Origin of the sequence: Dyella jiangningensis, assembly GCF_003264855.1 — a bacterium.
Taxonomy (GTDB): domain Bacteria; phylum Pseudomonadota; class Gammaproteobacteria; order Xanthomonadales; family Rhodanobacteraceae; genus Dyella; species Dyella jiangningensis_C.
Genome location: NZ_NFZS01000004.1, coordinates 1,016,063 through 1,039,465, shown reverse-complemented (window position 1 = coordinate 1,039,465; position 23,403 = coordinate 1,016,063). Strand labels below are relative to the sequence as shown.

The 23,403-nt window shown below is 63.7% G+C and carries 21 protein-coding genes and 1 other RNA gene; 9 read left to right on the top strand and 13 right to left on the bottom strand.

Annotated features, from left to right (window positions below; translation table 11 throughout):
- Positions 1-157: 157 nt before the first annotated feature.
- From CA260_RS17230 to CA260_RS17170, 13 genes are all read right to left on the bottom strand, one after another.
- Positions 158-1,264, bottom strand: coding sequence for a type IV secretion system protein (locus tag CA260_RS17230; RefSeq protein WP_172461881.1), 1,107 nt, complete (start codon positions 1,262-1,264; stop codon positions 158-160).
- Positions 1,265-1,347: 83 nt separating this feature from the next.
- Positions 1,348-2,130, bottom strand: coding sequence for a hypothetical protein (locus CA260_RS17225; RefSeq protein WP_146745366.1), 783 nt, complete (start codon positions 2,128-2,130; stop codon positions 1,348-1,350).
- Positions 2,131-2,162: 32 nt separating this feature from the next.
- Positions 2,163-4,628 (bottom strand): VirB4 family type IV secretion/conjugal transfer ATPase, encoded by a 2,466-nt coding sequence (locus CA260_RS17220; RefSeq protein ID WP_111984230.1) that lies wholly within the window; start codon positions 4,626-4,628, stop codon positions 2,163-2,165.
- Between the two features lie 105 nt (positions 4,629-4,733).
- Positions 4,734-5,042: a type IV secretion system protein VirB3 gene (locus tag CA260_RS17215; protein ID WP_111984229.1), complete on the bottom strand. Its 309-nt coding sequence runs from the start codon at positions 5,040-5,042 to the stop codon at positions 4,734-4,736.
- Entirely contained in the window at positions 5,035-5,454 is a 420-nt protein-coding gene (locus CA260_RS17210) for a TrbC/VirB2 family protein (protein WP_111984228.1), read from the bottom strand. Before CA260_RS17210 ends, CA260_RS17215 begins: the two co-directional genes overlap by 8 nt.
- 206 nt (positions 5,455-5,660) lie before the next feature.
- Positions 5,661-6,620: a lytic transglycosylase domain-containing protein gene (locus tag CA260_RS21475; protein WP_111984227.1), complete on the bottom strand. Its 960-nt coding sequence runs from the start codon at positions 6,618-6,620 to the stop codon at positions 5,661-5,663.
- Positions 6,621-6,631: 11 nt separating this feature from the next.
- Positions 6,632-7,672, bottom strand: coding sequence for a P-type DNA transfer ATPase VirB11 (gene virB11, locus CA260_RS17200; protein ID WP_111984226.1), 1,041 nt, complete (start codon positions 7,670-7,672; stop codon positions 6,632-6,634).
- An 18-nt stretch (positions 7,673-7,690) separates the two neighbouring features.
- Positions 7,691-8,953, bottom strand: a complete 1,263-nt coding sequence (locus CA260_RS17195) for a TrbI/VirB10 family protein (protein ID WP_111984225.1) — start codon at positions 8,951-8,953, stop codon at positions 7,691-7,693.
- Entirely contained in the window at positions 8,950-9,717 is a 768-nt protein-coding gene (locus tag CA260_RS17190) for a TrbG/VirB9 family P-type conjugative transfer protein (RefSeq protein ID WP_111984224.1), read from the bottom strand. The genes CA260_RS17195 and CA260_RS17190 overlap by 4 nt, the downstream gene beginning before the upstream one ends.
- Positions 9,717-10,652 (bottom strand): virB8 family protein, encoded by a 936-nt coding sequence (locus CA260_RS17185; RefSeq protein WP_111984223.1) that lies wholly within the window; start codon positions 10,650-10,652, stop codon positions 9,717-9,719. Before CA260_RS17185 ends, CA260_RS17190 begins: the two co-directional genes overlap by 1 nt.
- Before the next feature lie 45 nt (positions 10,653-10,697).
- Positions 10,698-11,153 carry a toxin co-regulated pilus biosynthesis Q family protein gene (locus CA260_RS17180; RefSeq protein ID WP_238149823.1) on the bottom strand — a complete coding sequence of 152 codons (456 nt, stop codon included), beginning with the start codon at positions 11,151-11,153 and terminating at the stop codon, positions 10,698-10,700.
- 832 nt (positions 11,154-11,985) lie between these two features.
- The gene (locus CA260_RS17175; RefSeq protein ID WP_111984222.1) at positions 11,986-12,333 is read right to left on the bottom strand and encodes a YraN family protein; all 348 of its coding nucleotides are present in this window, start codon (positions 12,331-12,333) and stop codon (positions 11,986-11,988) included.
- Positions 12,333-14,189, bottom strand: a complete 1,857-nt coding sequence (locus CA260_RS17170) for a penicillin-binding protein activator (RefSeq protein ID WP_111984221.1) — start codon at positions 14,187-14,189, stop codon at positions 12,333-12,335. Before CA260_RS17170 ends, CA260_RS17175 begins: the two co-directional genes overlap by 1 nt.
- 83 nt (positions 14,190-14,272) lie before the next feature.
- Between CA260_RS17170 and rsmI the strand changes: the two genes are divergently transcribed.
- The 9 genes from rsmI to mraY all read left to right on the top strand — a co-directional run bounded on the left by rsmI (position 14,273) and on the right by mraY (position 23,401).
- Positions 14,273-15,100, top strand: coding sequence for a 16S rRNA (cytidine(1402)-2'-O)-methyltransferase (gene rsmI, locus CA260_RS17165; RefSeq protein ID WP_111984452.1), 828 nt, complete (start codon positions 14,273-14,275; stop codon positions 15,098-15,100).
- A gap of 187 nt (positions 15,101-15,287) precedes the next feature.
- Positions 15,288-15,654, top strand: an RNA gene (gene rnpB / locus CA260_RS17160) — RNase P RNA component class A.
- 313 nt (positions 15,655-15,967) lie between these two features.
- A complete protein-coding gene (mraZ, locus tag CA260_RS17155; RefSeq protein ID WP_038621199.1) occupies positions 15,968-16,414 on the top strand; it encodes a division/cell wall cluster transcriptional repressor MraZ in 447 nt (148 codons plus the stop codon).
- 57 nt (positions 16,415-16,471) lie between these two features.
- Positions 16,472-17,398: a 16S rRNA (cytosine(1402)-N(4))-methyltransferase RsmH gene (gene rsmH, locus CA260_RS17150; protein WP_111984220.1), complete on the top strand. Its 927-nt coding sequence runs from the start codon at positions 16,472-16,474 to the stop codon at positions 17,396-17,398.
- Between the two features lie 5 nt (positions 17,399-17,403).
- Complete coding sequence (ftsL, locus tag CA260_RS17145) at positions 17,404-17,664, top strand: cell division protein FtsL (RefSeq protein ID WP_172461904.1); 261 nt, start codon at positions 17,404-17,406, stop codon at positions 17,662-17,664.
- The gene (locus tag CA260_RS17140; protein ID WP_111984219.1) at positions 17,661-19,475 is read left to right on the top strand and encodes a peptidoglycan D,D-transpeptidase FtsI family protein; all 1,815 of its coding nucleotides are present in this window, start codon (positions 17,661-17,663) and stop codon (positions 19,473-19,475) included. The genes ftsL and CA260_RS17140 overlap by 4 nt, the downstream gene beginning before the upstream one ends.
- On the top strand, positions 19,472-20,944 hold the full coding sequence (locus tag CA260_RS17135; protein ID WP_111984218.1) for a UDP-N-acetylmuramoyl-L-alanyl-D-glutamate--2,6-diaminopimelate ligase: 1,473 nt from the start codon (positions 19,472-19,474) through the stop codon (positions 20,942-20,944). The genes CA260_RS17140 and CA260_RS17135 overlap by 4 nt, the downstream gene beginning before the upstream one ends.
- Positions 20,941-22,311 (top strand): UDP-N-acetylmuramoyl-tripeptide--D-alanyl-D-alanine ligase, encoded by a 1,371-nt coding sequence (locus tag CA260_RS17130; protein ID WP_111984217.1) that lies wholly within the window; start codon positions 20,941-20,943, stop codon positions 22,309-22,311. The genes CA260_RS17135 and CA260_RS17130 overlap by 4 nt, the downstream gene beginning before the upstream one ends.
- Complete coding sequence (gene mraY / locus CA260_RS17125; protein WP_111984216.1) at positions 22,301-23,401, top strand: phospho-N-acetylmuramoyl-pentapeptide-transferase; 1,101 nt, start codon at positions 22,301-22,303, stop codon at positions 23,399-23,401. The genes CA260_RS17130 and mraY overlap by 11 nt, the downstream gene beginning before the upstream one ends.
- The last annotated feature ends 2 nt before the right edge of the window (positions 23,402-23,403 follow it).

Genomic DNA, 23,403 nt, shown 5'->3' with positions numbered 1-23,403 from the left:
TATGTCCCCGTTTGGCAAAGCGGCGACGCCATTGGCAGGGTCGGTTCGACCTGCGATCGCTTCTGCCGGCCTTGGTGCCGTAGATAGACCTGTGCCCTGACCAGCGGAGTAGCCGAAACTCGCGCGAATGAAAGAAGGGTCAGGTTAAGTTCTTTCATTACCGCAGGTTCCCTTCAGAAGGTCTGGGCTTCATTGCGTCCGCATTGGTAATGCTGCCGCCTGGATATGCCGCACTTGATTGGCGACTTGAGCTGATTTGGGCTGCGTAGGCTGGGCCTGCCTCACTTCGCAGGGAAGCTGGCGGCGTATACACGCCAACACTAAGGCCACCATAACTCCCAGGAGGTTGGCCTTGAGGCCCTGGGTGGCTATCACGGCCACCGGCACCTCCGTTTACTGTGGCGTAAGGCGAGAAGCTGCCCATGGTGCCGTTGAACAGCATGGCTGCCATCGGCGGCGTGGAAATAATCAAAACCGTCATCAGCAAGCCGATGCCGCCCTGTTGCAGCGCCATCGTGTTGAAGCCCTGCGAGTTGAGGCCAGTCATGCGGGTAAGGATGTCGGTGGTCCAGGTGGCCTCGGCAATGGCCGCAGTGAGTCCGAGCACCCAAGAGATAACTAGGTTGAGCATGGCCAGGGAGAACAAGGTGCTCAGCAGATACATGAGCCATCGTCGGAACAGGTCCTTCGAGGCGTCGAAGATCAGGCACAGGATGAAGAACGGAGCCAGGCCAGTGAGCAACGCCATGGCGATCTGGTACATCAGCAGCAGGGCGCCGGCAGTCATGGCAGGCGCAGCGATGCTAATGGTTGCCAACCACGATGTGCGCGCCTTTTCCTCCGCCAGGGCGGGGTCATTGGTCGGGATCTGCACCATGTCGATCAGGCTGGTGGCGGCTGAGATCTTGAGCAGGTTCTGATCGATCTGACTGACCGGATCGTTGGTCGAGCCAGCGATGGCGTAATTGATTTCCTGCGGCAAGGTGGTGTTGAGGAAGCGGTAGACCTCCGAGCCGGTGAGGGAGGCCGTCTTGGCGGCGAACACGATCAGAGATACCTTGATCATGTGCGACACCAGCACCATGGGCGGCTCGCGCGAGGCGCCGGTGACCAAACGGTAGCCGCGAATCATCACCCAGATAGTGACCAGAATCAGGCACAGGCTGGTGATTTGGTTAGTGAGGCGCGCAGCCGCGCCCAGCGCAAAATCGTTGATGTGCCGGGTAAGCCAGTGATAGGTGAGCGCGAATAAATAGGAGTCCATCATCCGGTCCTTGGCGTTAGACGCGTCGTTTCCATTGACAGCAACGGGCGTTCGTGGGGGCTTGGACTGCTACGCCTATAGGTTCAATTGGCGGAGAACGCGGAGGCGAAGATGACCCCTTGCATTGCGTTGCCGATCATGGAGCTACTGCCTCTCAAGGCAACCTTGGCCAACTGCGACTGCCTAGTCTGCAGTGCGGCGATGGTTGCGTCGTCGGCTTTCATCATCTGCTCGGCGTTGTTCATGTCCATGGTCATCGCGGACAGCGTTTCGTTGGTGTGGTACGTCAATGCCTGGCGGTCGCCGGAGGCGAAGTTGGTGATTTTGGCGAAGGAGTCGGAGATCTTGCCGAGCGTGCTTGAGTATCCGTTCATGTGCGTGAGCATATCGACCGCCGTGTTGTACTTATGGGTCTGGGCTTCGATGATCTGCTGGCACACTTTGCGCTGCTGGGTTCGCACGTCGGTGTTCATATCGAACCCGGCAAAACTCATGACGGCGCCCACTGGGTCAAGTCCGCCACATTCCTGTTGAATTTGTGCCTGCATGTCTGCGGTGCTGATTTTCTTCAACTGGTTGTCGATCTGAAGCAGATTGAGACCCATGCTGCCGATCGTGCTTTCTATGGTGCTGTAGGTTTTCTGCAACGTCTCGACCGTGGTCATCAACTGTGAGAGCTGGCTTGCCAGGGTCAGGTTAGACTTTGCTGATTCGATGGCCTGCCTCAGGTTCTGAACGAAATTGGTGGGGTCGAATACGGTTATGGCCATCGCGCCGCTGGGTACAGCGGCCGCCGTGACGAGTACGAGCGAAGCCAGCGCGACACGATAAGGCTGGATGACGTGACGAATGAGCTTGGCGGTCATGGCGGTTACCTCTGTCGAGTGGGAGTCGAGTTTCACGAGGCCGCTCTCTGGCGTGCTGCGGACGCAGCAGGTCCTGGTCCGCCTTTGCCGCTGCCTTTGCGCTGGTCATAGAAGTGCTGCAACCATTGTTCCGGGCGCAGCTGGTCGACGGTGATGCCGTTGGCCCTTGCGCTTTCTTCCAGCACGCGATGCATGACGTCGATGTTGTCCGTGGAGGCGGAGATCACGGCAAGCGAATCGTCCATGCCGCGTAGGTTCAGCTGGCACACGGCCGAAGCGTGGCCCTGCTTGACCAGGAAGCAGCGCGAACGCTCGTCCAGGCTGACGACCACGTTGTATTCGGCCTCGGTGAGCTTGAGGCCTTCCACGTAGTCCTCGCGGCTCGCGTTGGGGTTGGGCAGCAGCACCATGGTCGCGGTCTGCTCGATGAGCGAGGCGGCGATGTCGCTGGCCAATGCGTCTTCCGGGCTTTGCGTGGCGAAGATGCCAAGACCGTTCTGCTTGCGGATGGTCTTCTGCTTGTTCTTGGCGAATTCCTTCAGGCCGCCCTGGCCGTCGAGGATCTTCCAGAACTCGTCCATCACATAGATCAGCCGGCGGCCGTCGATGAGTTCTTCCAGGCGGTGCAGCAGGTAGTTGATTACCGGCACGCGCACTTCGGGGTTGTCGATCACATCGGTGTAGTCGAAACCGATGATCGGCGCCTTCTGGAAATCGATGGTGTCCAACGGGTTGTCGAACACCCAGCCCAGCGAATGGCCTGCAGTCCACTTGCGCATGCGGATGAACAAGCCGTCGTCACCTATGTTGGGCAGACTCTTCTGGAAGTTGGCCATGGTGCGCAAGCGCATCGGCGTGTCGAGGATGGTCTCCACCGCGCGGTGAATGTCTTCCTCTTCACGCGAGCTGTAGATTGACTTCCCCGCGATGACCTTGACCAGGCCCACCAGGAAGTGGAGGTTGGTTTCGGTGTGTTCGCACTGGAACGGATTGAAACCGGTGGGCTGGCCGTTCTCCAGCGCAAGGTAATTGCCGCCGCAGGCGCGCACGAAAATCTCCGCGCCACGGTCCTTGTCGAAGAAGAAGATGGTGGGCGTGGGCTTCAGCTTCTGGACCTGGCTGAGCAGGAAGTTGATCAGCGCCGTTTTTCCGGTACCCGACTTGCCGATCACCATGGTATTGGCGATGGCTTTCTCGCCCAGCGAGTTCTCGTTCGGGTGGGTGGCATGGAAATTGAAGTAGTACGGCTGGCCGTTCGTCGTTTGCAAGGTGGTGACGCAGTCGCCCCAGGGGTTGTTGACCTTCTTGCCGGTGGCGAAATTGTGCAGCGGTGAAAGGCCCAGGAAGTTCAGCGAGCTGATGTTGGCCAACCGCGTCCGGTACTTCCAGTTGCCCGGGAACTGCGCGTAGAACGCGGAGGTGACGGCCAGGTCTTCCTTCACGGAGACAAAGCCAGCGTTGGACAACTCCGCGCGCGTCACGGCCAGTTGCTGCGACAGAGCCTCCTGGCTGGCGGCGTAGACGGCGATCGAGAAGTGATATTCGCCCAGTACGAAGTTACCCGAGGCAAGCTGGTCCATGGCGTGGTCGAGCTCGATGATTTGGCTGACTGCCTTATCGCCCGACGAAATCATCATGCCTTTGGTGCGGTCCAGCGCTTTGAGCGCGTCATGGCGGCCCATCGGGCTGAAGGAGTGCGTGATGATGTATTCGAAATCCAGGTACTTCAGACCGTTCAGTACGCCGGGGTAGGTCCCGTCCGGGTATTCCTTGACGTTCAGGATGGCGCCGAAGTGACTCACGCCACTAGGCGTCGTGATTGCAAAGTCGCCGCTCTTGGCGGAAAAGCGCAGCCGGCTGACAGCCAGGTAGGCCGGTATCGGCGCGGACAGCACTGGCACGGGCTCGTCCATGCGGTTGAGCAGGTAGCCGAACAGTTCCAGTGTTTCGGAGAACACCATGCCGTTGGCCGCCTCGTACATGCCAAGGCGATAGGGCGCATAGACCTTCAGTACAGCCTCTACATTGCCGGCCAGTTCGTTGACCGTGGCGACGGCATGGGTCTGCTCGGACTCGAGTTGCGCGATGTCCGCCGATTTGTCCCTGAAACGCTTGCCGCTGACCGTTGGCCGATAGATCAGCGTGAGATACAACTCGTTTTGCATCAGCTTCTGGCCCGACAGCGCGGTGTAATACTGGTCGGACATCTGTCGGTTGAATGCCTGGTCGAACTTGCTGCTATCGCGCAGGTGGCGACGTCGACGTACGTCGTGCATCCAGAATGCCACGTTGACGAAATCGGGCGCGCGCAAGGTCTGCAGCATGCGGTTGAACGTGTTGTGGCGGTGCTCCAGTTCCCACTCGTCGCGTCCGACGAAAGGCAGGCCTTCCAGCCGCCACGTCATCATGTAGTCACCCTCGGAGGTTTTGATCACCGTCGGCGATACATGGGTGGACAGCGGGATGAACGTGCTGATGGGGGCGTCGGGCGTGAACATGGGCAATTGCCGGTGTCGGATGGATAGGGCGGTGGGTCGGGCGTACATGAACACTGGCCAGGGACACGCGCAGCGAAAGCATCCGTAGCGTGCGCCCCCTGGCCGTTACTTCTTTCGTTCGCGCGGGTCGCGGTAGTTGTTGGGAGTGAAAGCCCACATGCCGTCGTGCAGCGGGAGGTTTCTCACGCGGATGCGGAACTGGAAACGCAGGCCGAGCAGGCGGAAGATCATTTCGTCACGCTTGGCCATCTGGCGCATCACGAAGATCACCACCGGCGTGAGCAACAGGAACAGCAGGTTGAAGTACATCGCCATCAACAGGCACCCTCCCGCCCCTATGAAGAAGGGCACGTAAGGCACGCCCATGAACATGGGTGGGCGGGTGCAGCCACGAAACAGCACGTCTTTACGCATAGTGCTGGATGAACTGGATCGCCGAGTGCATGTGGTCCATCAGCATCGTGGTGTTGAGTGACTGGGCCGCGCACTGGGTCGAAGAGCCTGAACCACCGATCACCATCTTGGCGATCTGGGCGGCCGCACCGATCAGCACGCCGCCGATCAGCGCGGGCGCCACGTCACCGATGCGCTTGTGCGCGAAGGCGATCTGGTAGCCGGAAAAAATGATGGCGATGGTCACGATGACCACCGAACCGTAGTTCAACAGGTTGTTGACCGTGGTCAAGACGTTGCAGAGGTTGGACTCGGCGGTGGCATCGGCAAACGCCATGTTCGGAAGCATGATGGCGGCAGCAATAGACAGGACTACGACGCGGTCGAGCATGCGCTTGCGCCGGGCGTCGTTGATGAGTGGTTTGATTGCCATGGGTGTCTTTCCTTAGTCGATCGATCGAGAGGGTGGTTGGAAGTGGTCACCTCGACGCACCGCGCTGTACGTCCGTAGCATTGGCCCTGCCGAGGTGCTGCAGTGATTCCGCCGTAGCGGAGCCATTTGCGCCTGGTCTCCGGTGAAAGCTGCGGCGTCATGCGAGCCATGACGTCGCCGGTCTTCCACCGGCAAAAATCGGTTCTTCAGAACACGAAGGCGTCGTCTTGCCCTCCCAATCGAAGGTCCGCGCGATCTGGGCCGGGCTTGGATGCAGCCGTTTCGTGCTCCGGGGGCGTCACGGGATCGTTGGGTCCGCGAACTTGCGGCTCGAATACCTCGTTGTTCGGCGGCGAAATGGCCGCCGGACCGTTGGCGGGCAGATGCGTGACGACCATCGCCGCTGCCTGGACGTTCAGGGTGGAAGGCTGCGCTTCTGCGGACGCCCGCTGCGTACCCGTGGCATTCGTCGGCAAATGGGGTCCCTCCACGGCGGCCGTCTGGATGTCCAGGGCCGAAGGTGACGTATCTATCGATGTCTGCCGGGAAGAAGCGGCTTGCGGGTCCGGCATCATGCCTTGGACGATCTTGGTTATGGCCTCCGTACCGACATGGTCGATGGCCGAGCTGCGCAGGCGTACCAAGTACTCCCCAGCGGCCATGGGGTGCGCGCGATCCGTCTGTGCGAGCTGGACGGGAATGGCCCTGGCCGGTGAGACGGGGGGCAGCGAGGACTGCCCCATCGAGCTGAAGATCTTCTGCACGTAGCCGTCTTCGTAACCCTTGGCGAAATTGCCGGAGTAGTAGCAGCTGAACGCCTTGCCCCAGTCACCGTCCGCCTGCGCGTAGCACTGGGCAAGGATCTGGGTGCCCGCCACGAGATTGGGACACAGCTCAAAGGCTTTCTCGTACGAGTCCAGACCGAACTTCGCGAAGTTGGAGCGATTGACCTGGGCGATGCCGAGCGAATAGTTGTAGCCCTGGCTTTCCAGCATGCGCGCGGTGGCGACGGCTTCATCCAGGTTGTGCGGTTGTCGCTGGAGATGCGCGCCGACCACCCCGATGGCGAAGGGGTTGTTGCCGGATTCCACATTGACCACGTGCTGTATGACCTCGGCCGGAACGGCAAGGTCGTGGCAACTGGAGATGTTGGCGATGGGCGTCACTCGCGGCTCCCTTATGCTCGGCTGCTGTCGACCTGTCGGCTCGAGCCGAAGTCGATGCCGGTGATGTAGCGGCAACCGGCGTGGGCCTTGATATGCACCACGATGTCGATGGTCATCATCAGCAGGCGCTTGATGGTGGAGAACTCAAGACCGGAGCCCTCGTGGGAAGCTTTCACCATCAGCGCCAGCTGGTCCCAGGTCTGTTCGGTGCTGCCGGCGTGGCAACTAGTGATGGAGCCGGGGTGGCCCGATGCGCAGTTGCGGATGAAGTAGAACGATTCATCGCCACGCAGCTCCGCGAGGATGATGCGGTCGGGCTTCATGCGAAGGCAGGCTTCCATACAGCTCTTGGCGGTGACGTTGCTCGAGCTCTGGCCACCCTTGGAATACAGCAGGTGGACCACGTTGGGCTGGTCGATGAACAGCTCACGGGCGTCCTCGATGGTGACGAGGCGTTCGTTGGTCGGAATATGGTGCACCAGCGACTTCATGAAGGTCGTCTTGCCGCTGCCGGTGGCGCCGGATACGACGATGTTCTTCTTGTTGAGCACGGCCTGGCGGAAGAAATCCGCATAGCGGCGCTGCGAACGCAGCTGCAGCAGCTCGCGGTCCTGCTCGCTGATGCCGTGGGCGTCTTCCAGGATCTCGTTGAAGAAACCGTCCTCCTGGTATTGCGCCAGCGTCTTGGTCTTCCTGGAAGGAAGGCGAATCGTGATGGAGATGCTGTCTGCCTCCACCGCCGGGGGAATGACGAACTGCGCACGCTGCCCGGTCGGGAAGGTCAGCGACACCACCGGATCAACATCGGTGATGCGCTGGCCGGTATTGCTCTCATTGACCACGGCGGTGCAGAACTGCCGGGCACGCTCGAAGGTGAGCGAGGGCATCTCCACCCTCTGCCAGCGTCCGCCGGCTTCCAGGTACAGCTCGCCCGGGCGATTGACGCAGATTTCCGTGACCTCGGCCGAGGCCATGAACTCCCGGATGCCCAGCACGGAGTACTGGTAGTCTAGGAATTCGTTCGGAATATCGACGAGGATTTCTTCAGCCATGGTCGTTTTGGGGGCGGATCAGTAGCGCGCGAGCACGGCGGTGAAGTCCACGTCCTTGGCGACGTAGATGGTCACGACAGTGCCCTGGTTGATGGTGACGGTTGCCGGGCGGTTGGCCGCGCGCCGCACGGCCTGGTTGGCCAAGTCCTGCACGGTCTGCGCCGTGTTGCTCTCGAACGGCTCCTGCACCACGGTGCCGTTGGCTCCGATCGTGTTGGTGGTCGGACCATGCTTGGCGGCCTCGTATTTGAAGGCGTCGCTAAGCATGCTGATCAGCAGTGCTGCGCTGATGCGGCTGCCCCAATGGGCGTTGTAGTAGCCCGGGTGGCCAGCGCCGCCGAGGTTGTCCACGCCAGGGCTTGCCATGCTGACGTCGATGCCGGTTGGAGTCACAATGCGATCCCAGATCACCGCCACGCGTGGGCCGTTTGGTTCCTGGCTATAGCTGCCGAGTACTTTTGCCCCCTTAGGTAGCAGCAGATGCTTGCCATTGAACGAGTACACGGGCTCGGTGACGATGCAAGACGTGAAACCCGGAATGTCGGTGACTATGTGTGTTTCCAGCACGCAACGGATGTAGGTGCCGCGCAGCATGAGGCTGTCCGGATGGGTTAGCGGCTGGGCATCCGAGACATTCGGTAGCGCCTTGTTGGTGCCATACGCTGAGTTGGCTGGCATCCGGAACTGGTTGGTGCCATCGTTGGGGTTCTCCAAGCCGGAGGTCATCATGCCCGGAGGTAAGCCCATGCCGTCGCTGGCAGCGGGCGCGGTCTGTCCAACGTTATCTCCCACGTTGATGCCAGCCGAGCCACGCTCCGCCGCGGCAATGCGACGCTCGAGCAGCGTGAGCTCGCGGGAGGCGGCCTGCGTCGGGGCGGCATTGCGGTTGTTTTGAGGCAGCGGCGGCGCGAGGGGAATGGCTTGCTGCAACACTTGCTGCGCCGGCGGCTGGGCAGGCGGTAAGGGTGGCGCCTTGGGCGCTTCCGGCACGCGAACGGTTTCTTCCCTTTGCGCTTGCGGCTTTGCATCTTTCTGCGAGTTACCGGAGAAGAGCATCCAGCCACCACCGACCACCAGCATTCCAGCCAGCGCGGCCAGCATGCCCATCGCATTACGGTTCATTCGGCGCAGGTCGTTGGACTTGAGCTGAGGTGCACTCGCATCGAGGTCGGGCGTCACCTGCTGCTGGTGTTGAGTGGCGTACGGATTGGTGTTGTCGCCTCGGTCATATAGCGGCATGCCATGGCCGCCGCTCTGCTGTTCTTCTTCGTGATGGCTCATTTGGCGGTGTTCCTGCGCAGACCGACGACGTTGTCGCCGTGGCGGACGACCAAGAAGGGATACGTGCCGTGGATGATGATGGTGTTGCCCTCCACGGTCGTGTTGACGACGGAATCCTCGCCATGGGCCGTCTGGCGCATGTAGACGGATGGGAAGTTCCCAGTGGGGAACTGCTTCATATCGTTCATCTTGATGTAGGTGAACTGGCCGTCGTCGTACACGTTGACGGGTACCAGCCATGGCGCCTTCTTCGAGCGCGTCGCGTAGTCGTAGTTGAAGTTGTAATCGCGACCCTTGACCAGGGACGTATTCAGCTCTGGCGCCTGCGCGGCCTTGCTGGCTTCCTTGGCGAAGGAGGTGTCGCCTGGATAGTTGAAGATGATCTTGTACTGCACGCCCTTAGTGCGCGCCTGCTCCAGCGTGCGCCAGTCGGTGGCAACCACCTTGAGTTCGAAGATGTACGAGTGGGTGGCCGTGCGTATCATCAGATTGGTGTCTACATCGACATTCTTCGGCTTGATGTAGAACACGTTGTCGCGACGACTGAGCTCCCAGCCGCTGCTGAAGCCGGTGCTGTAGTCGAGGATCTTCTCGTTGGGGCTGAGTTCGATCTGCGTGGTGATGCCCAGGCCGGTACGCACTTGGTAAACATGGTCGCCCTGGTAATCGTATTGCTGCACGGCCTGCGCATGAGCGGCACGTGGCGTCGCAACCGTGGCAAGGCAAAGTACGGCAGCCAGAGCGAGTGGATTGAGTCGATTCATCACTCGCGTGCTCCGTTAGGGCTGCTCCAAGGTGTAGCGGCGGGTGTCTGCTGCGGCATCGCCCGGCCCTGATGGTTCTCAGGCATGGCGGGTGGTGGCGGGACCGCGCCGCGCTGCAGAGCCTCACCCGGGCCGGAGCCGGAGGCCGGCATGCTGTTGCCCTGTTGATTCATGCCTGCATCATCGCGGACTGCGGGAACTTCTTCCGGGGGCGTGGTCGCGTAGTCGCTGTCCACGCGGTACTCCGTGACTTGGAACCCGAGCGGATTCTCGATGCGGTATTGCTCGTCCATCCTGAGGTTGGTCTTGTAGGCGAACGAAAGCGTCGCGATCTTGCTGTCCATGGGCATAGTGGCGCCGGTCTGCTTGTCGTACAGGCTGCGCTGGAAGCGCACGGTGGCGCCCTTGGGCGGCGAGTTGGGGCCGCCGCCGAGAAGCACGATGCTTAGGATCTTCACGCGGATGGCGCGGGTGCGGCCGTAGACCTTGTACGGGCTGGCGTCGTTGCGCGGGGCATACAGGCTCGTGTACGCCGACGCCACGCCGGTGGATGACATGGTGAGCACCGTGGTCCAGTCACGCAGGTTGATCATCGCCGAGTCATATGACTCGCGTGCGAGCACGAAGTGGGCGACGTTGCTGCGATTGATCGCCTCGCTGGTGGTGATGCGCTTGTTGAGGAAGTCGTCGTTAAGGCGCGCGACCGTGCTCGTGCCGGTGTAGGCGTCGGCCATCACCACGAACGGCACCTTTTCCTTCAATGGCAGCATGTAGAAATAGCCGCCCGCCAGGATCAGCGACATGCCGATCGCGGAAAAAGCAACCCACCATGCCCGTCGCTCGCTGCGCCTGGCCAGGTCCGCCACGGTGATCTCGAAATTGACCGACTTGGCGACGGCCTCGTCGACCTTGGCGGCTGTCTTCTTCTTGAGCATCAGCGAAAACTCTGCGCGGCCATTTCAACGGTTTCCTGTTCCACGTCATTTCGCCTGTACGGATGTGGCGTTCTGCGGAGTGGCGGTGCCTTGCGATATCTCGCCCGCGGGCATCTCTGCGGTTCCGCCACCCGACATCGGGGCGGAGCTGACGCGGATCTCATGGCCGTCGGTGGTCACCGATACGCCTTGCGCGGCGTAGATCAATGTGAGCTCGGACGTCGCCGAATAGACGTCCGTCGTGTGGATCTGCGTGACCGCCTTGTACAGCGTGTAGTCCGACTGCAACTGATAGGAGAACTGCAGGCCGGCATCCTTGGTCCAGCGTCGCAGCATGGTGCGAAGTGTTTCGTCCATCGGCGACGCGTAGTAGGTGTAGGCCCGGTTGAGCGGGATTTCAGACGGAGCGTCCTGGAAGTGGTTCACGGGCTTCCACGAGCCGCCGAAGTCCTTGGCCAATGGCGTGCCGCATGCGGCAAGGCTCGCCGCGGCCAGAAGCACACAACACGAAAGGACGCGCTTGGGGAGATCCTTCTTCACTAGGTACTCGCAGGCTAAGGGGTTGTGCTTTGCGCTTGACGCATCGGAGCACGACATGGCGCGCAGACGTGTGCCGGTCACGGGACGACCGGTGGTGACGTCGACGATGGTCGAAACGTTGCAAGTGCCGGCAAGCGCTCCATTGACATCGACGGAGGCGATGAGCCTGACGCGACAGCCGACAGCATGTCGGCCCGCAAGAGGTTGAAGGCAGATTCCATTCCTAGTTTCCTGTTTCCTTGGCCAGCGGCGCCGAAGCGCGCTGGTTTGGCTGGCCAATACACGCGTCGAACGCGGCGGCTAACCGGGGCCTTATAAGTAGACCGCACGCATTTCCCTCATGCCTACCGCTGAACACTGAAAAACGTGAAGGAGTCCGCTCACTTTTGCCATGCCACTGGTGCTGCTGAGCCCATGCATCGAGGCAGTGTCGACGCTCGGTTGCACCCTTGGACGTGAACACATTCGGCTGACCACTCGCCTGAATTCCCCGAAAAAACGGGGGCATGGGACGATTCATTTATCGGTTCTGCGGGAAGTCCGGGAGCTTGCGTCCGTCCGTGCTGCGATGTCGCCGGTGAGGAATGAGGCTGCACATGTAAGGTGGCGACGGTGCTGTGTTGCAGGCGATTGCGCTGGAACTATCAAAATGCGTCAGCAGCAAATGACTTGCGTGTAGGGTTTTGGTTATACCTGGTAACGGAATTTGTCGTCTCTGGTTCGAGCTGAGCCGACTTGAGATCTCACTGTGTCAGGGCCAGGCAAGCACGGCCTTGCTGGTCCGAGTAGGCATTCAGCAAGACTCGAAGGCATTGGGCCAGCGGGTCATGCGCACGTCAGAGCCGGGGCCGTCATAGCTGACCACGTCGAAACGACATGGATATTTTGCGTGCTTAGGGTGAGCCGCAAGCCACAGCTCTGCGGCGGCAATGAGGCGGGCCTGCTTGCGGATGGTGACGGAGGCCGCGGCGCCTCCGTGAAGGCGGTGACGCACTTCGACGAACACGACCGTGTCATGCTCAAGCATCACCAGATCGATTTCGCCGTAGCGGGTGGTGTAGTTGCGGTCCAGCAGCTTGAGGCCTGCGCGTTGCAATTCCGCGCAGGCTCGTTGTTCGAAGATGGCGCCGGCGGCGCGCATCAGTTGTGATCGATGGGCTGGACGTTGTTCGGCGGCGGATTGTTGTTGTCGGTCGGCGGCGCGAGGGCCGGCGCGCTGTCCATCTGCAGGCTGCCGTTGAGCGGGCGGGCGAGGCCGTCCTGGAACTTGGCCCACACCAGCACGCGACGGATGCGGCCGAACTGGTCCGCGGTGAGCTGTCCGCTGGCGCCGGGCAGGTAGCTGCCGGGGTGGGCGCGCAACCAGTCGACGTAGGGCGCGAGGTTCCATGCATCCATGCCGAAGGCGAACAGGCGCGCCGAGGTGCCGCGTGCGGCGGGCAGCTGGCCGGCGATGTCGCCATGGTTGGGCAGGCCGGGCTGTACGTCGAACAGCCATGGCGCGTCGCAGAACTCCACGCCTTCCAGGTCGCGGTTGGCGCCGGCGTCGTCGACGCCGGCGTAGATGTGCGAGGTGCCGAACACGGGCAGGTTCACGCGGGCTAGCTTGAGCTGGGGCAGCAGCAGGCGTGCCTGCTGCGGGCGCATGCTGATGAAGATGCCGGTGTTGTTGGTGGCCGCCGAAACATCGCCGGTATCGGTGGGCATGCCCAGGCCGCTGATGGTCGAGGCGTAGTTGACGCCGGTGGTGCCGAGGTTACCCATGCCGGCGACCTTGCCGCCGCGCGCTTCCAGCTCGGCCTTGAACGACTTGGCCGCACGCTGCGCGAAGTCATCGTTGCCGGCGATGACGAAGGCGTTGGTGATGCCACTTTCGCTCATGTGGTCGGCGGCTTGTGCGCCTTCGGTTTCCGGCAACAGGCCGAATTCACTCACGCCGCTGGCCGGCAGGCTCTTGTCGTCGGGATGGTTGAGCGCGAGCAAGGCCACGGGCAGTTGCGGCTGACCGAACAAGGCGGACACTTCCGCGCGCGTCAGCGGGCCAATGACGAGTTGCGCACCATCGGCGACGGCTTGTTGGTAGCCCTTGATCGCACCCGCGGCGGTGCCGCCGCTGTCGTATACGCGCACCGGAGGACGTGGTGCATGGTTACGCGAAGAATCGGCATACGCCGCGAAGAAACCTTCGCGCACCGTAGTGCCGGCAGACGCAGTGCTGCCGCTGATCGGCAGCAGCAGCGCCACGCGCGCGGGCATCTTGAAGCCTTCGCGTACGTTGGCGCCTTCGCCGGGGATCATCGTGCCTACTTCCTGCTCCAGCGACGGAGCTGGGCGAGCGACGGCGACGCCGAGCTGGCCGAGGGCTTCATTCACCCACGGCAGCATGCGGTCACCCGGCTGCATGGCTGCCGCGCGCGCCTTAAGCGGTTCTACGCCGAGCTGGGTAAGCAAGGTGACGATCTGCTTGCGATTCTGTGCCTGATCGAGGCCGCTCAGTTGGCCGTCCATTTCCACGCGCGTGCGCGCAGCGCCCCACGGGTCGCCGGTTTGCTGCATGGCTTGCGAGCGCAGTTCGAGCAGGCGAACCTGCAGCGCGGCGGGCACGGCCAGATTCGGCTGCGTGGTGAGCTGCAGGGCATGCGGCGCGTTGTGCTGCTTGAGCGCGAGTTCGGCTTGCAGCAGGTCCAGTCGCACGGGCTCGTCGCCAGTGAGGCGCTGGCGGCGGATAGCGGCGAGGAACGGCGCGGCTCGGTCGAGCTGGCCTTCCTGGCGGTACGCCTCGGCGGCGAGCAACTGGTATTCATCGCGATTGCCGCTGGTCTGCGCCAGCGTGAGGTACGACTGCGCCGCTTCCTCGAACTTGCCCTGCTGCGCCAGTGCCTGAGCTTGCTGGGCGGCGGCGATCTCGGCGGGAGAGCGCTGGGCGGCAGGGGGCACGCAGGCGGTGAGTGCGAGTGAAATCAGCAGGGCGATGCCTGCGGCGCGGTACAAGCGCATGGCCAAATCCCTTCGAGCTTTTGACGCGGATGGGCGATGATAGCCCATTGGATCGCCGCCTCGCGGCGGGAGAGATGGCACAGATGTCACAGATTCAGCCCGGCCAGCTATGGGTCGTCGCCACGCCGATCGGCCATCGCGATGACTTTTCCGCGCGCGCCATCGAAACCTTGCGCTCGGTGGCGGTGATCGCCGCCGAAGACACGCGGCACAGCCGTCCGCTGCTCATGCACTACAACATCGGCACGCCGCTGGTGGCCTTGCACGAGCACAACGAGCGCGACGTGGTGGACGCGATCGTGCGGCGGTTGCAGGGCGGTGAGTCGGTGGCGTTGATTTCCGATGCGGGCACGCCGTTGATCAGCGATCCTGGCTTTCGTCTCGTGCGTGCGGCGCGCGCAGCCGGCATTCGCTGTGCGCCGGTGCCGGGCGCGTGCGCGGCCATCGCGGCGCTGTCGGTCGCAGGACTGCCCAGCGATCGCTTCGTGTTCGAAGGTTTTCTGCCGCCCAAGGCAGCCGCGCGGCGGTCACGCTTGCAGGAACTTGCGGGTGACGCGCGCACGCTCATCTTTTATGAATCCTCGCATCGCGTGGCGGAAAGCCTGGCGGATATGCGCGACGTGTTCGGCGAGGCGCGGGAGGGCGTGCTGGCGCGCGAGTTGACCAAGTTGTTCGAGACGGTGATCGGCGAGCCGCTCGGCGAGCTGGCGACGCGCGTGGCGAATGACCCTGACCAGCAGCGCGGCGAGTGCGTGATCCTGGTCGCGGGGCGTGGCGAAGAGGCGGATGCGCGTGAGGCCGAAGGGCGGCGCGTGTTCGCCATCCTGCGCGAGGAATTGCCGCCGGCGAAGGCGGCGAAGTTGGCGGCGGCGATCAGTGGGGCGCCGCGCAAGCTGTTGTACGAGGGTTGAAGCGGTGATCTTCACCTTCCTGTAGGAGCGCACCCAGTGCGCGATCACGGTTGCGTCGGTGCCCCACGGCGACAAATGGAAACAGCGTTGTGCCATGCCTCTGCGGTCGCGCACTGGGTGCGCTCCTACAAGTGCCTTGTGCAACTCTCAAGCCCTTTGATCCTCACATTCCACTAGAATGCACGGCGGAGTCGGCCGGACAGTCGCGTCGCGTGCAAGCGCATCGAGGAAAGTCCGGGCTCCACAGGGCAAGGTGCCAGGTAACACCTGGGCGGCGCGAGCCGACGGCCAGTGCAACAGAGAGCAGACCGCCGAACGGCATCTCCGGATGCGCGTGGTAAGGGTGAAAGGGTGCGGTAAGAGCGCACCGCGTGCGGGGCTAACGCCGCATGGCACGGTAAACCCCACCTGGAGCAAGACCGAATAGGGGAACGATAACGCGGCCCGCGTTGTTCCCGGGTAGGTTGCTGGAGCCTGGCGGTGACGCCAGGCCGAGAGGAATGACTGTCGCGCCGCAAGGCGTACAGAACCCGGCTTACAGGCCGACTCCACCCTCTTTCTTGCCGGCTGTCGCCGCCGTGTCGGGTCCCGATACGGTGGCGACGGTCGCGTATGGAAGGCCTGAATGGCCGGTTCATGCGGAATGGCATTTCGGTGGCCGGAGGGCGGTCCGTTGGGAGTGGCCTGGATTCAAAAAATCCTAGTCATTCAAGCACCTTCGGGCAGTTCCTCATAAAAGGCTGGAATTACTGCCAGATCACCGCCTTTCTCATTGATTCACAAGCAAAATTCCCTTGACAGTCTCAGGGGGCGAGACTATCGTGGGTTCCTGTGTGAAATCGTGGGAATTAGTGGAGCCTAACGGTCGTGTTCCAGGGCGAAACCGCCATCACCGTTGACGACAAGGGCCGGCTGGCCATACCGACCGCGTACCGCGAGTTGGTGGCCGACGCCTGCGCCAATCGTCTGGTGATCACCTACAACCCCTTCGAGACGGGCTGCCTGTGGCTGTTCCCGTACGCCGAGTGGGAAAAGGTGCGCGACCAGGTGAACGCATTGCCCAAGGTCAAGGCTGCCCATCGCGACATGCAGATGAAGCTGGTCGGTGCCGCGGCGGTAGTCGAGCCCGATGGCGCCGCCCGCCTGCTGCTGCCTGCCAGCCAGCGCGCGACCACGGGTATCGAGAAGAAAGCGGTTCTGCTGGGCATGGGCAACAAGTTCGAGCTTTGGAGCGAACAGGCCCACCTGGCCAAGATCCGCCAGACCATCGGCGAAGACGAGATCACAGACGAGATGGCGGAGCTGCAGCTGTAACCGGCGACGGTTGCGGCGCGGCTATTTGGTGGCGGGACGGGAGCGGGAGTGCGCGGCATGGCCGAGCAGCAGCTGAAGCACATCCCGGTGATGCTGGGTGAAGCAGTGGAGGGACTCGCCGTGCACTCTGGCGGGCGGTATCTCGATGGCACCTTTGGACGCGGCGGTCACGCTCGCGCCGTGCTGTCGCGCCTGGGCCCCGATGGTCGCCTGCTGTTGATGGATCGCGACCCGCAGGCCATCGCGACGGCGCAGGCCGAGTTCGCCAGCGATCCGCGCGTCTCCATCCGTCATGCCAACTTCTCCACCATGGCCGAGTGGGATGAAACCGCTGGCGGCCTCGACGGCATCCTGCTGGATCTCGGCGTGTCCTCGCCCCAGCTCGATGAAGCCGCGCGCGGCTTCAGCTTCATGGCCGACGCGCCGCTCGACATGCGCATGGACACCACGCAGGGCGAGAGCGCGGCCGATTTCCTCGCGCATGCCTCGGAGAAAGAAATCGCCGACGTGCTGTGGATCTACGGAGAAGAGCGCTTCAGCCGCAAGATCGCGCGCGCCATCGTCGAGGATCGCACCGAAAACCCGATCACCCGCACCGGCCAGCTGGCTGGCTTGATCGAGCGCGTGGTCGGGCGTCGCGAGCCCGGCAAGCATCCGGCCACGCGCAGCTTCCAGGCGCTGCGCATCCGGGTGAACGGCGAACTCGACGCGCTGGAGCATGGCCTCAACGCCGCGCTCGAGCTACTCAAGGTCGGCGGCCGCCTTTCCATCATCAGCTTCCACTCGCTGGAAGACCGCGCGGTGAAGCTGTTCATCCGCGACCACTCCGGCCGCGTGCAGGGCAGCCGTCGCGGTCCGCCGGTGGCGGCGGCGCCGGCGCGTCTGGCGGCCGTGGGCAAGGCCCGGTTTCCTTCGGACGAAGAGCTCTCCGTCAATCCGCGCTCCCGCTCGGCCGTGCTGCGCGTGGCGGAGAAGCTCGCGTGAAGGTCATCGGCACCCTCTTCATGTTGATCCTGATCGCGGCGGTGCTGTCCAGCGCCATTGCCGTGGTGTGGACGCGTCATGAGAGCCGCGTGCTGTTCGTCGAGCTCACCCGTCTGCAGAACGCGCGCGACGACCTCAACATCGAATACGGCAAGCTGGAACTGGAGCAGGCTACCTGGGCCGAGCCGCGTCGCGTGGACGAAGAGGCCCGCAAGCTGGGCATGCTCAATCCCAAGCCGCAAGACATCCAGCTGGTGCGTCGATGAAGCCGCGCCCGCGCACCACGCCATCGCCCACCCGCCGCCGCACCTCGGCCCCCAGCGCCCGCCGCCGCATGTTGCTGGTGGTGGGCGTGCTGTCCCTCGCTTCGCTGGGCCTGGTCGCGCGCGCATTCGACCTGCAGGTGGTGCGCAAGGAGTTCTACCAGAACCAGGGTGACGCCCGATTCCTGCGTGAAGTGCCGATCGCCGTGTCGCGCGGCACCATCTTCGATCGCAACGGCGAGCCGCTGGCGGTGTCCACGCCGGTCGTCTCGATCTGGGCCAATCCGTCCGAGGTGCTGAACAGCGAGGACAAGCTGCCGGCGCTGGCCAAGGCCATCGGCATGGATGCGGATGCGCTCAAGCAGTACCTGATGCAGCGTTCGGAGCGCGAGTTCGTCTACCTGAAGCGCCAGATGTCGCCGGATGCGGCGCAGGTGGTGCTCGACCTCGGCGTGCCGGGCGTCAACGGCCAGCGCGAATTCCGCCGCTTCTACCCGTCGGGCCCGGTGACCTCGCATGTGTTGGGCTTCACCAACATCGACGACCACGGCCAGGAAGGCCTGGAACTGGCGTTCGACGACTGGCTCGCCGGCAAGCCGGGCGCCAAGCGCGTGATCCGCGATCGCATGGGCCACGTGGTGGAAGACGTGGAACTGGTGCGCGCGCCGCAGCCGGGTCGCGACATCACGCTCAGCATCGACCGCCGCATCCAGTTCCTCGCCTACAACGAACTGAAGAACACCATCGAGCAGTCCGACGCGGACTCCGGTTCGATGGTGATCCTCGACGTGCATACCGGCGAAGTGCTGGCCATGGTGAACTGGCCCACGTACAACCCGAACGCCTTGCGCGGCAGCAATCCGTCGAGCCGCCGCAACCGCGCGATGACCGACGTGGTGGAACCCGGCTCCACCATCAAGCCGTTCGTGATGGCGGCAGCGCTCTCCAGCGGCAAGTACACGCCGACCGGTCCGCTGATCGACACGGGCAACGGCCACTTCTATTACATCTCGCACGACATCCGCGACACGCACGCCTACGGCATGCTCTCGCCGACGGGCATTCTCGCCAAGTCGAGCAACATCGGCGCCGCCAAGGTCGCGATGACGCTGGATACCGGCCTGATGTACGACACCTACCGTGCGTTCGGCTTTGGCAACAGCACCAACAGCGGCTTCCCGGGCGAAGCCTCCGGCTACCTCAAGCCGGGCAAGAGCTGGGGCATGCTGGAGAAGGCCATCCTGGCCTATGGCTACGGCCTCAACGTGACGCCGCTGCAGCTGGCCAACGGCTACGCCACCATCGCCGACAGCGGCGTGATGCACCTGCCCACCTTCGTAAAAGGTTCGGACAACGAAGCCAAACAGATCGTCGATCCGAAGATCGCCAACGAACTGGTGCAGATGATGGAGTCGGTGACGCAGCCGGGCGGCACGGCAGCACCGTGGGCGTGGATCGCCAATTACGGCGTGGCCGGCAAGACCGGTACCGCGCACAAGGCCAGCGCCGGCGGCTACTCGAAGAACAACTACAGCGCCGCCTTCGCCGGCATCGTGCCGGCGTCGAATCCGCGCATGGCCGCGGTGGTGGTGATCGACAACCCGAAGAAAGGCAGCTACTACGGCGCGCTCGTCTCCGGCCCGGTCTTCGCCAAGGTGATGGATGGCGCGCTGCGGCTCATGGATGTGCCTCCGGACAACATCGGGCGCTGGTATGTCGGCGGCCCTCTGCAAGGACAGAACGGTTTGACCAGCAACAAGCAGCCCACCGTCGAACAGGTGGACGACGCGCCCATCGAAGGGGCGACGCCATGAGCGCTCGCCTCGACCAGCTTCTCCACGGCATCGCCGACACCCCTGGTGTAGGCGATATCGTCGTTTCAGGGCTCACGCTGGATTCGCGCGAGGTGAGGCCCGGCGACGCGTTCTTCGCGCTGCGTGGCACGCGCGAACACGGCATCACCTTCGCGAAAGGTGCGGTCGCGCGTGGTGCACGCGTGGTGCTGGCCGAGGCGCCCGCCGCCGACGCGGCCGGCATCGACGTGCCGGTGCTGTGGGTCGACGGCCTGCACGGCAAGGTCGGCGAGATCGCCGCGCGCTTCTTCGGACGTCCGTCTGAATCGCTGCACGTGATCGGCGTGACCGGCACCAACGGCAAGACCTCCACCGTGCAGTTGCTCGCGCAGGCGCTGGAACTGCTCGGTCATCGCGCCGCCACCATCGGCACGCTGGGTGCCGGCCTGCATGGCCAGATCAACGAAGGCGAGCGCACCACGCCGGATGCCATCAACGTGCAGGGTCTGCTCGCATCATTCCGTGAACAGGGTGCGACGCACGTGGCGATGGAAGTGTCCTCGCACGCGCTGGAGCAGGGGCGCGTAGGCGCCGTCGCGTTCGAAGTGGCGGCGTTCACTAATCTCACCCGCGACCATCTCGACTATCACGGCAGCATGGAGGCCTACGGCGAAGCCAAGGCCAAACTGTTTGCGTGGCCGACGCTGAAGGGCGCGGCGATCAATATCGACGACGCGTTCGGTCGTTCGCTCGCCGAGCGCCTGCCGCAGGGCGTGCGTGCGCTTCGTCTGAGCGCCGAGGGCCATGCGTCTGCCGACGTGCGTGCGACCGACGTGGTGACTTCCGCCGAAGGTTTGGCCTTCACCCTGCATACGCCGTGGGGCGAGCGCGCCGTGCGCAGCCGCCTGCTGGGTCGCTTCAACGTCGCCAACCTGCTGGCCGTGGTGGCCTGCCTCGGTGCCATGGGCGAATCGTTCGACCGCATTGCCGATGCCATCGCCGTGCTGGCGCCGATCAACGGCCGCATGAACCGTCTCGGTGGCGTCGACGGCGTGCCGCTGGCCGTGGTCGATTACTCGCATACGCCGGACGCGCTGGAGCAGGCGCTCAAGGCGCTGCGTGCGCATTGCGAAGGCCGCCTGATCTGCGTGTTCGGCTGCGGTGGCGATCGCGACGCTGGCAAGCGTCCGCAGATGGGCGAGATCGCCGAGCGCCTGGCTGACGCCATCATCATCACCGACGACAATCCGCGCACCGAGGACGGCGACGTCATCGTGGCGGATATCGTCGCCGGGTTGCGTCATCCCGAAGCGGCGACGGTCGAGCGCGATCGCGCCGCCGCCATCCAGCACGCGCTCGCCTCGGCCAAGGCCGGCGACGTGGTGCTGATTGCCGGCAAGGGGCACGAGACCTATCAGGAAGGCGCAACGGGCAAGCGTCCGTTCGACGACCTTGCGGTGGCCCGCCACGCGCTGGAGGGCCGCGCATGATGCGCCTGAGCGCCATCGCCCTGTGGACCCGCGGCCGCCTGCTGGGCGAGGACGTGGACGTCACTGGTGTCGCCATCGACACGCGCAAGCTGCAGCCCGGCGACTTGTTCGTGGCGATCAAGGGTGAGCGTGTCGACGGGCATGATTACCTCGCCGACGCCAAGGCCAGGGGCGCGATCGCCGCGCTGGTCACGCGCAAGATCGATTTCGACCTGCCGCAGGTGCTGGTCGACGATACCGAGCTCGCCCTGGGCGACCTCGCCAGCGCCGTGCGTGCGCAGAGCAACGTGCGCGTGATCGGCATCACCGGCTCCAACGGCAAGACCACGGTAAAGACGCTGACGGCGTCGATCCTGTCGCGCCATGGCCGTACGCACGTCAATGCCGGCAACTACAACAACGAACTGGGCCTGCCGCTGACTCTGCTGGCGATGCCGCAGGACACGGAATACGCCGTGCTGGAAATGGGTGCGGGCAAGCCGGGTGACATTGCCTACCTCGCCGCCATCGCGCGTCCCGATATCGGCCTCGTCAACACCATCGCACCCGCGCATCTTGAGCGCATGGGCAGCGTGGAAGGCGTGGCCGAGACCAAGGGCGCGCTGTATCAGGCCCTGCCGGTCGACGGCGTGGCAATCATCAATGCGGACGAGGCGTTCGCCAGCTTCTTTACGGGGCTGGCCGGCACGCGTCGCCAGCTGCGCTTCGGGCTGGACCACAAGGCGGACGTGGGCGCCGACATCCTCGACCAGCGCGTGGATGGCTCGCACTTCCTGCTGAGCACGCCGGTGGGCGACGCTGAAGTGCAGCTGCCGCTGGCGGGCCACCACAACATCGCCAATGCGCTGGCTGCCGCCTCCATCGCGCTGGCGCTGGACGTGCCGCTCGACACCATCGTGGAGGGCCTCGAGAACGTGCCCGGCGTGGCCGGTCGCCTGCAGTTCGAGCGCATGCCCGGTGGCTGGACGCTGATCGACGACAGCTACAACGCCAATCCCGGTTCCGTCGGTGCGGCCATCGACACGCTGGCCCTGGCCGAAGGTGAGCGCTGGCTGGTGCTGGGCGACATGGCCGAGCTCGGCGAGAACGCTCTTGCGTTGCATGCCGGCATCGGCGAGCGCGCGCACCAGCGAGGCATCGATCGCCTGTTCGCGGTCGGCCCGCTGAGTGCTGCCGCGGTGAAGGCGTTCGGCGAACGTGGCGAGCATTTCGCGGACAAGCCCGCGCTGGCCACCGCACTGAAACAACATCTGCACAGCGGCGTTGCCTGTCTGGTCAAGGGCTCGCGCTCGTCCGGCATGGATCAGGTGGTCGCTGCGCTCCGCGATAACAAGAAAACAGGGGAGGGCGCATCCGATGTTGCTTGAACTCGCAGACTGGATGGCACGGCACTTCACTGCCCTCCACCTGTTCCAGTACATCACGTTCCGCACCATCATGGCCGCGCTCACCGCGCTGGCGATGTCGCTGCTGTTCGGACCCAACGTCATCCGCAAGCTGGCCGAACTCAAGGCCGGCCAGGTGGTGCGCAAGGACGGCCCGCAGACGCACCTGTCCAAGGCCGGCACGCCGACCATGGGCGGCGTGATGATCCTGCTGGCGGTCACCGTATCCACCCTCCTCTGGACCGACCTGCACAACCGCTACGTGTGGCTGGTGCTGGCCGTGCTGCTCAGCTTCGGCGTGATCGGCTTCTACGACGACTACAAGAAGCTGGTGCTGAAGGACAGCCGCGGTCTTGCCTCGCGCTGGAAATATTTCTGGCAGTCGGTGTTCGGCCTGGCCGCCGCACTGTTCCTTTACTACACCGCGCCGCACGGCATCGGTAACGCACCGGTCGCCGAGACGGCGCTGTACGTCCCGCTGTTCAAGCAGGTGGCGGTGCCGCTGGGCGTGATGTTCGTGGTCATTGCCTATTTCATGATCGTGGGCTTCTCCAACGCGGTGAACCTTACCGACGGTTTGGATGGCCTCGCCATCATGCCCACCGTGCTGGTCTCCGGCGCGCTCGGCGTGTTCGCGTACCTCGCGGGTAACCGCGTGTTCTCTGAATACCTGGGCATTCCGTCGATTCCGGGTGCGGGCGAGTTGGCGATCTTCTGCGGTGCGCTGTCTGGGGCTGGCCTCGGGTTCCTTTGGTTCAACACCTATCCCGCCCAGGTGTTCATGGGCGACGTGGGCGCGCTGGCCATTGGCGCGGCACTCGCAGCTATCGCGGTGATCGTGCGCCAGGAAATCGTGCTGCTGGTGATGGGCGGCGTGTTCGTGATGGAAACCGCCTCGGTGATGATCCAGGTGGCCAGCTTCAAGATGACCGGCAAGCGCGTGTTCCGCATGGCGCCGATCCATCACCACTTTGAACTCAAGGGCTGGCCGGAGCCACGCGTGATCGTGCGCTTCTGGATCATCAGCGTCGTGCTGGTGCTGATCGGCCTCGCCACGTTGAAGGTGCGCTGATC

Coding starts and splice junctions, on each gene's coding strand:
- CA260_RS17215 (WP_111984229.1), bottom strand. CDS start 5,042: ATGCGTAAAGACGTGCTGTTTCGTGGCTGCACCCGCCCACCCATGTTC.
- CA260_RS17220 (WP_111984230.1), bottom strand. CDS start 4,628: ATGTTCACGCCCGACGCCCCCATCAGCACGTTCATCCCGCTGTCCACC.
- CA260_RS17195 (WP_111984225.1), bottom strand. CDS start 8,953: ATGAGCCATCACGAAGAAGAACAGCAGAGCGGCGGCCATGGCATGCCG.
- rsmH (WP_111984220.1), top strand. CDS start 16,472: ATGGCCGAGCAGCAGCTGAAGCACATCCCGGTGATGCTGGGTGAAGCA.
- CA260_RS17225 (WP_146745366.1), bottom strand. CDS start 2,130: ATGACCGCCAAGCTCATTCGTCACGTCATCCAGCCTTATCGTGTCGCG.
- CA260_RS17175 (WP_111984222.1), bottom strand. CDS start 12,333: ATGCGCGCCGCCGGCGCCATCTTCGAACAACGAGCCTGCGCGGAATTG.
- CA260_RS17140 (WP_111984219.1), top strand. CDS start 17,661: ATGAAGCCGCGCCCGCGCACCACGCCATCGCCCACCCGCCGCCGCACC.
- rsmI (WP_111984452.1), top strand. CDS start 14,273: ATGTCACAGATTCAGCCCGGCCAGCTATGGGTCGTCGCCACGCCGATC.
- CA260_RS17135 (WP_111984218.1), top strand. CDS start 19,472: ATGAGCGCTCGCCTCGACCAGCTTCTCCACGGCATCGCCGACACCCCT.
- virB11 (WP_111984226.1), bottom strand. CDS start 7,672: ATGGCTGAAGAAATCCTCGTCGATATTCCGAACGAATTCCTAGACTAC.
- CA260_RS17210 (WP_111984228.1), bottom strand. CDS start 5,454: ATGGCAATCAAACCACTCATCAACGACGCCCGGCGCAAGCGCATGCTC.
- CA260_RS17230 (WP_172461881.1), bottom strand. CDS start 1,264: ATGGACTCCTATTTATTCGCGCTCACCTATCACTGGCTTACCCGGCAC.
- CA260_RS17185 (WP_111984223.1), bottom strand. CDS start 10,652: ATGCTCAAGAAGAAGACAGCCGCCAAGGTCGACGAGGCCGTCGCCAAG.
- CA260_RS17170 (WP_111984221.1), bottom strand. CDS start 14,189: ATGCGCTTGTACCGCGCCGCAGGCATCGCCCTGCTGATTTCACTCGCA.
- CA260_RS17130 (WP_111984217.1), top strand. CDS start 20,941: ATGATGCGCCTGAGCGCCATCGCCCTGTGGACCCGCGGCCGCCTGCTG.
- mraY (WP_111984216.1), top strand. CDS start 22,301: ATGTTGCTTGAACTCGCAGACTGGATGGCACGGCACTTCACTGCCCTC.
- CA260_RS17190 (WP_111984224.1), bottom strand. CDS start 9,717: ATGAATCGACTCAATCCACTCGCTCTGGCTGCCGTACTTTGCCTTGCC.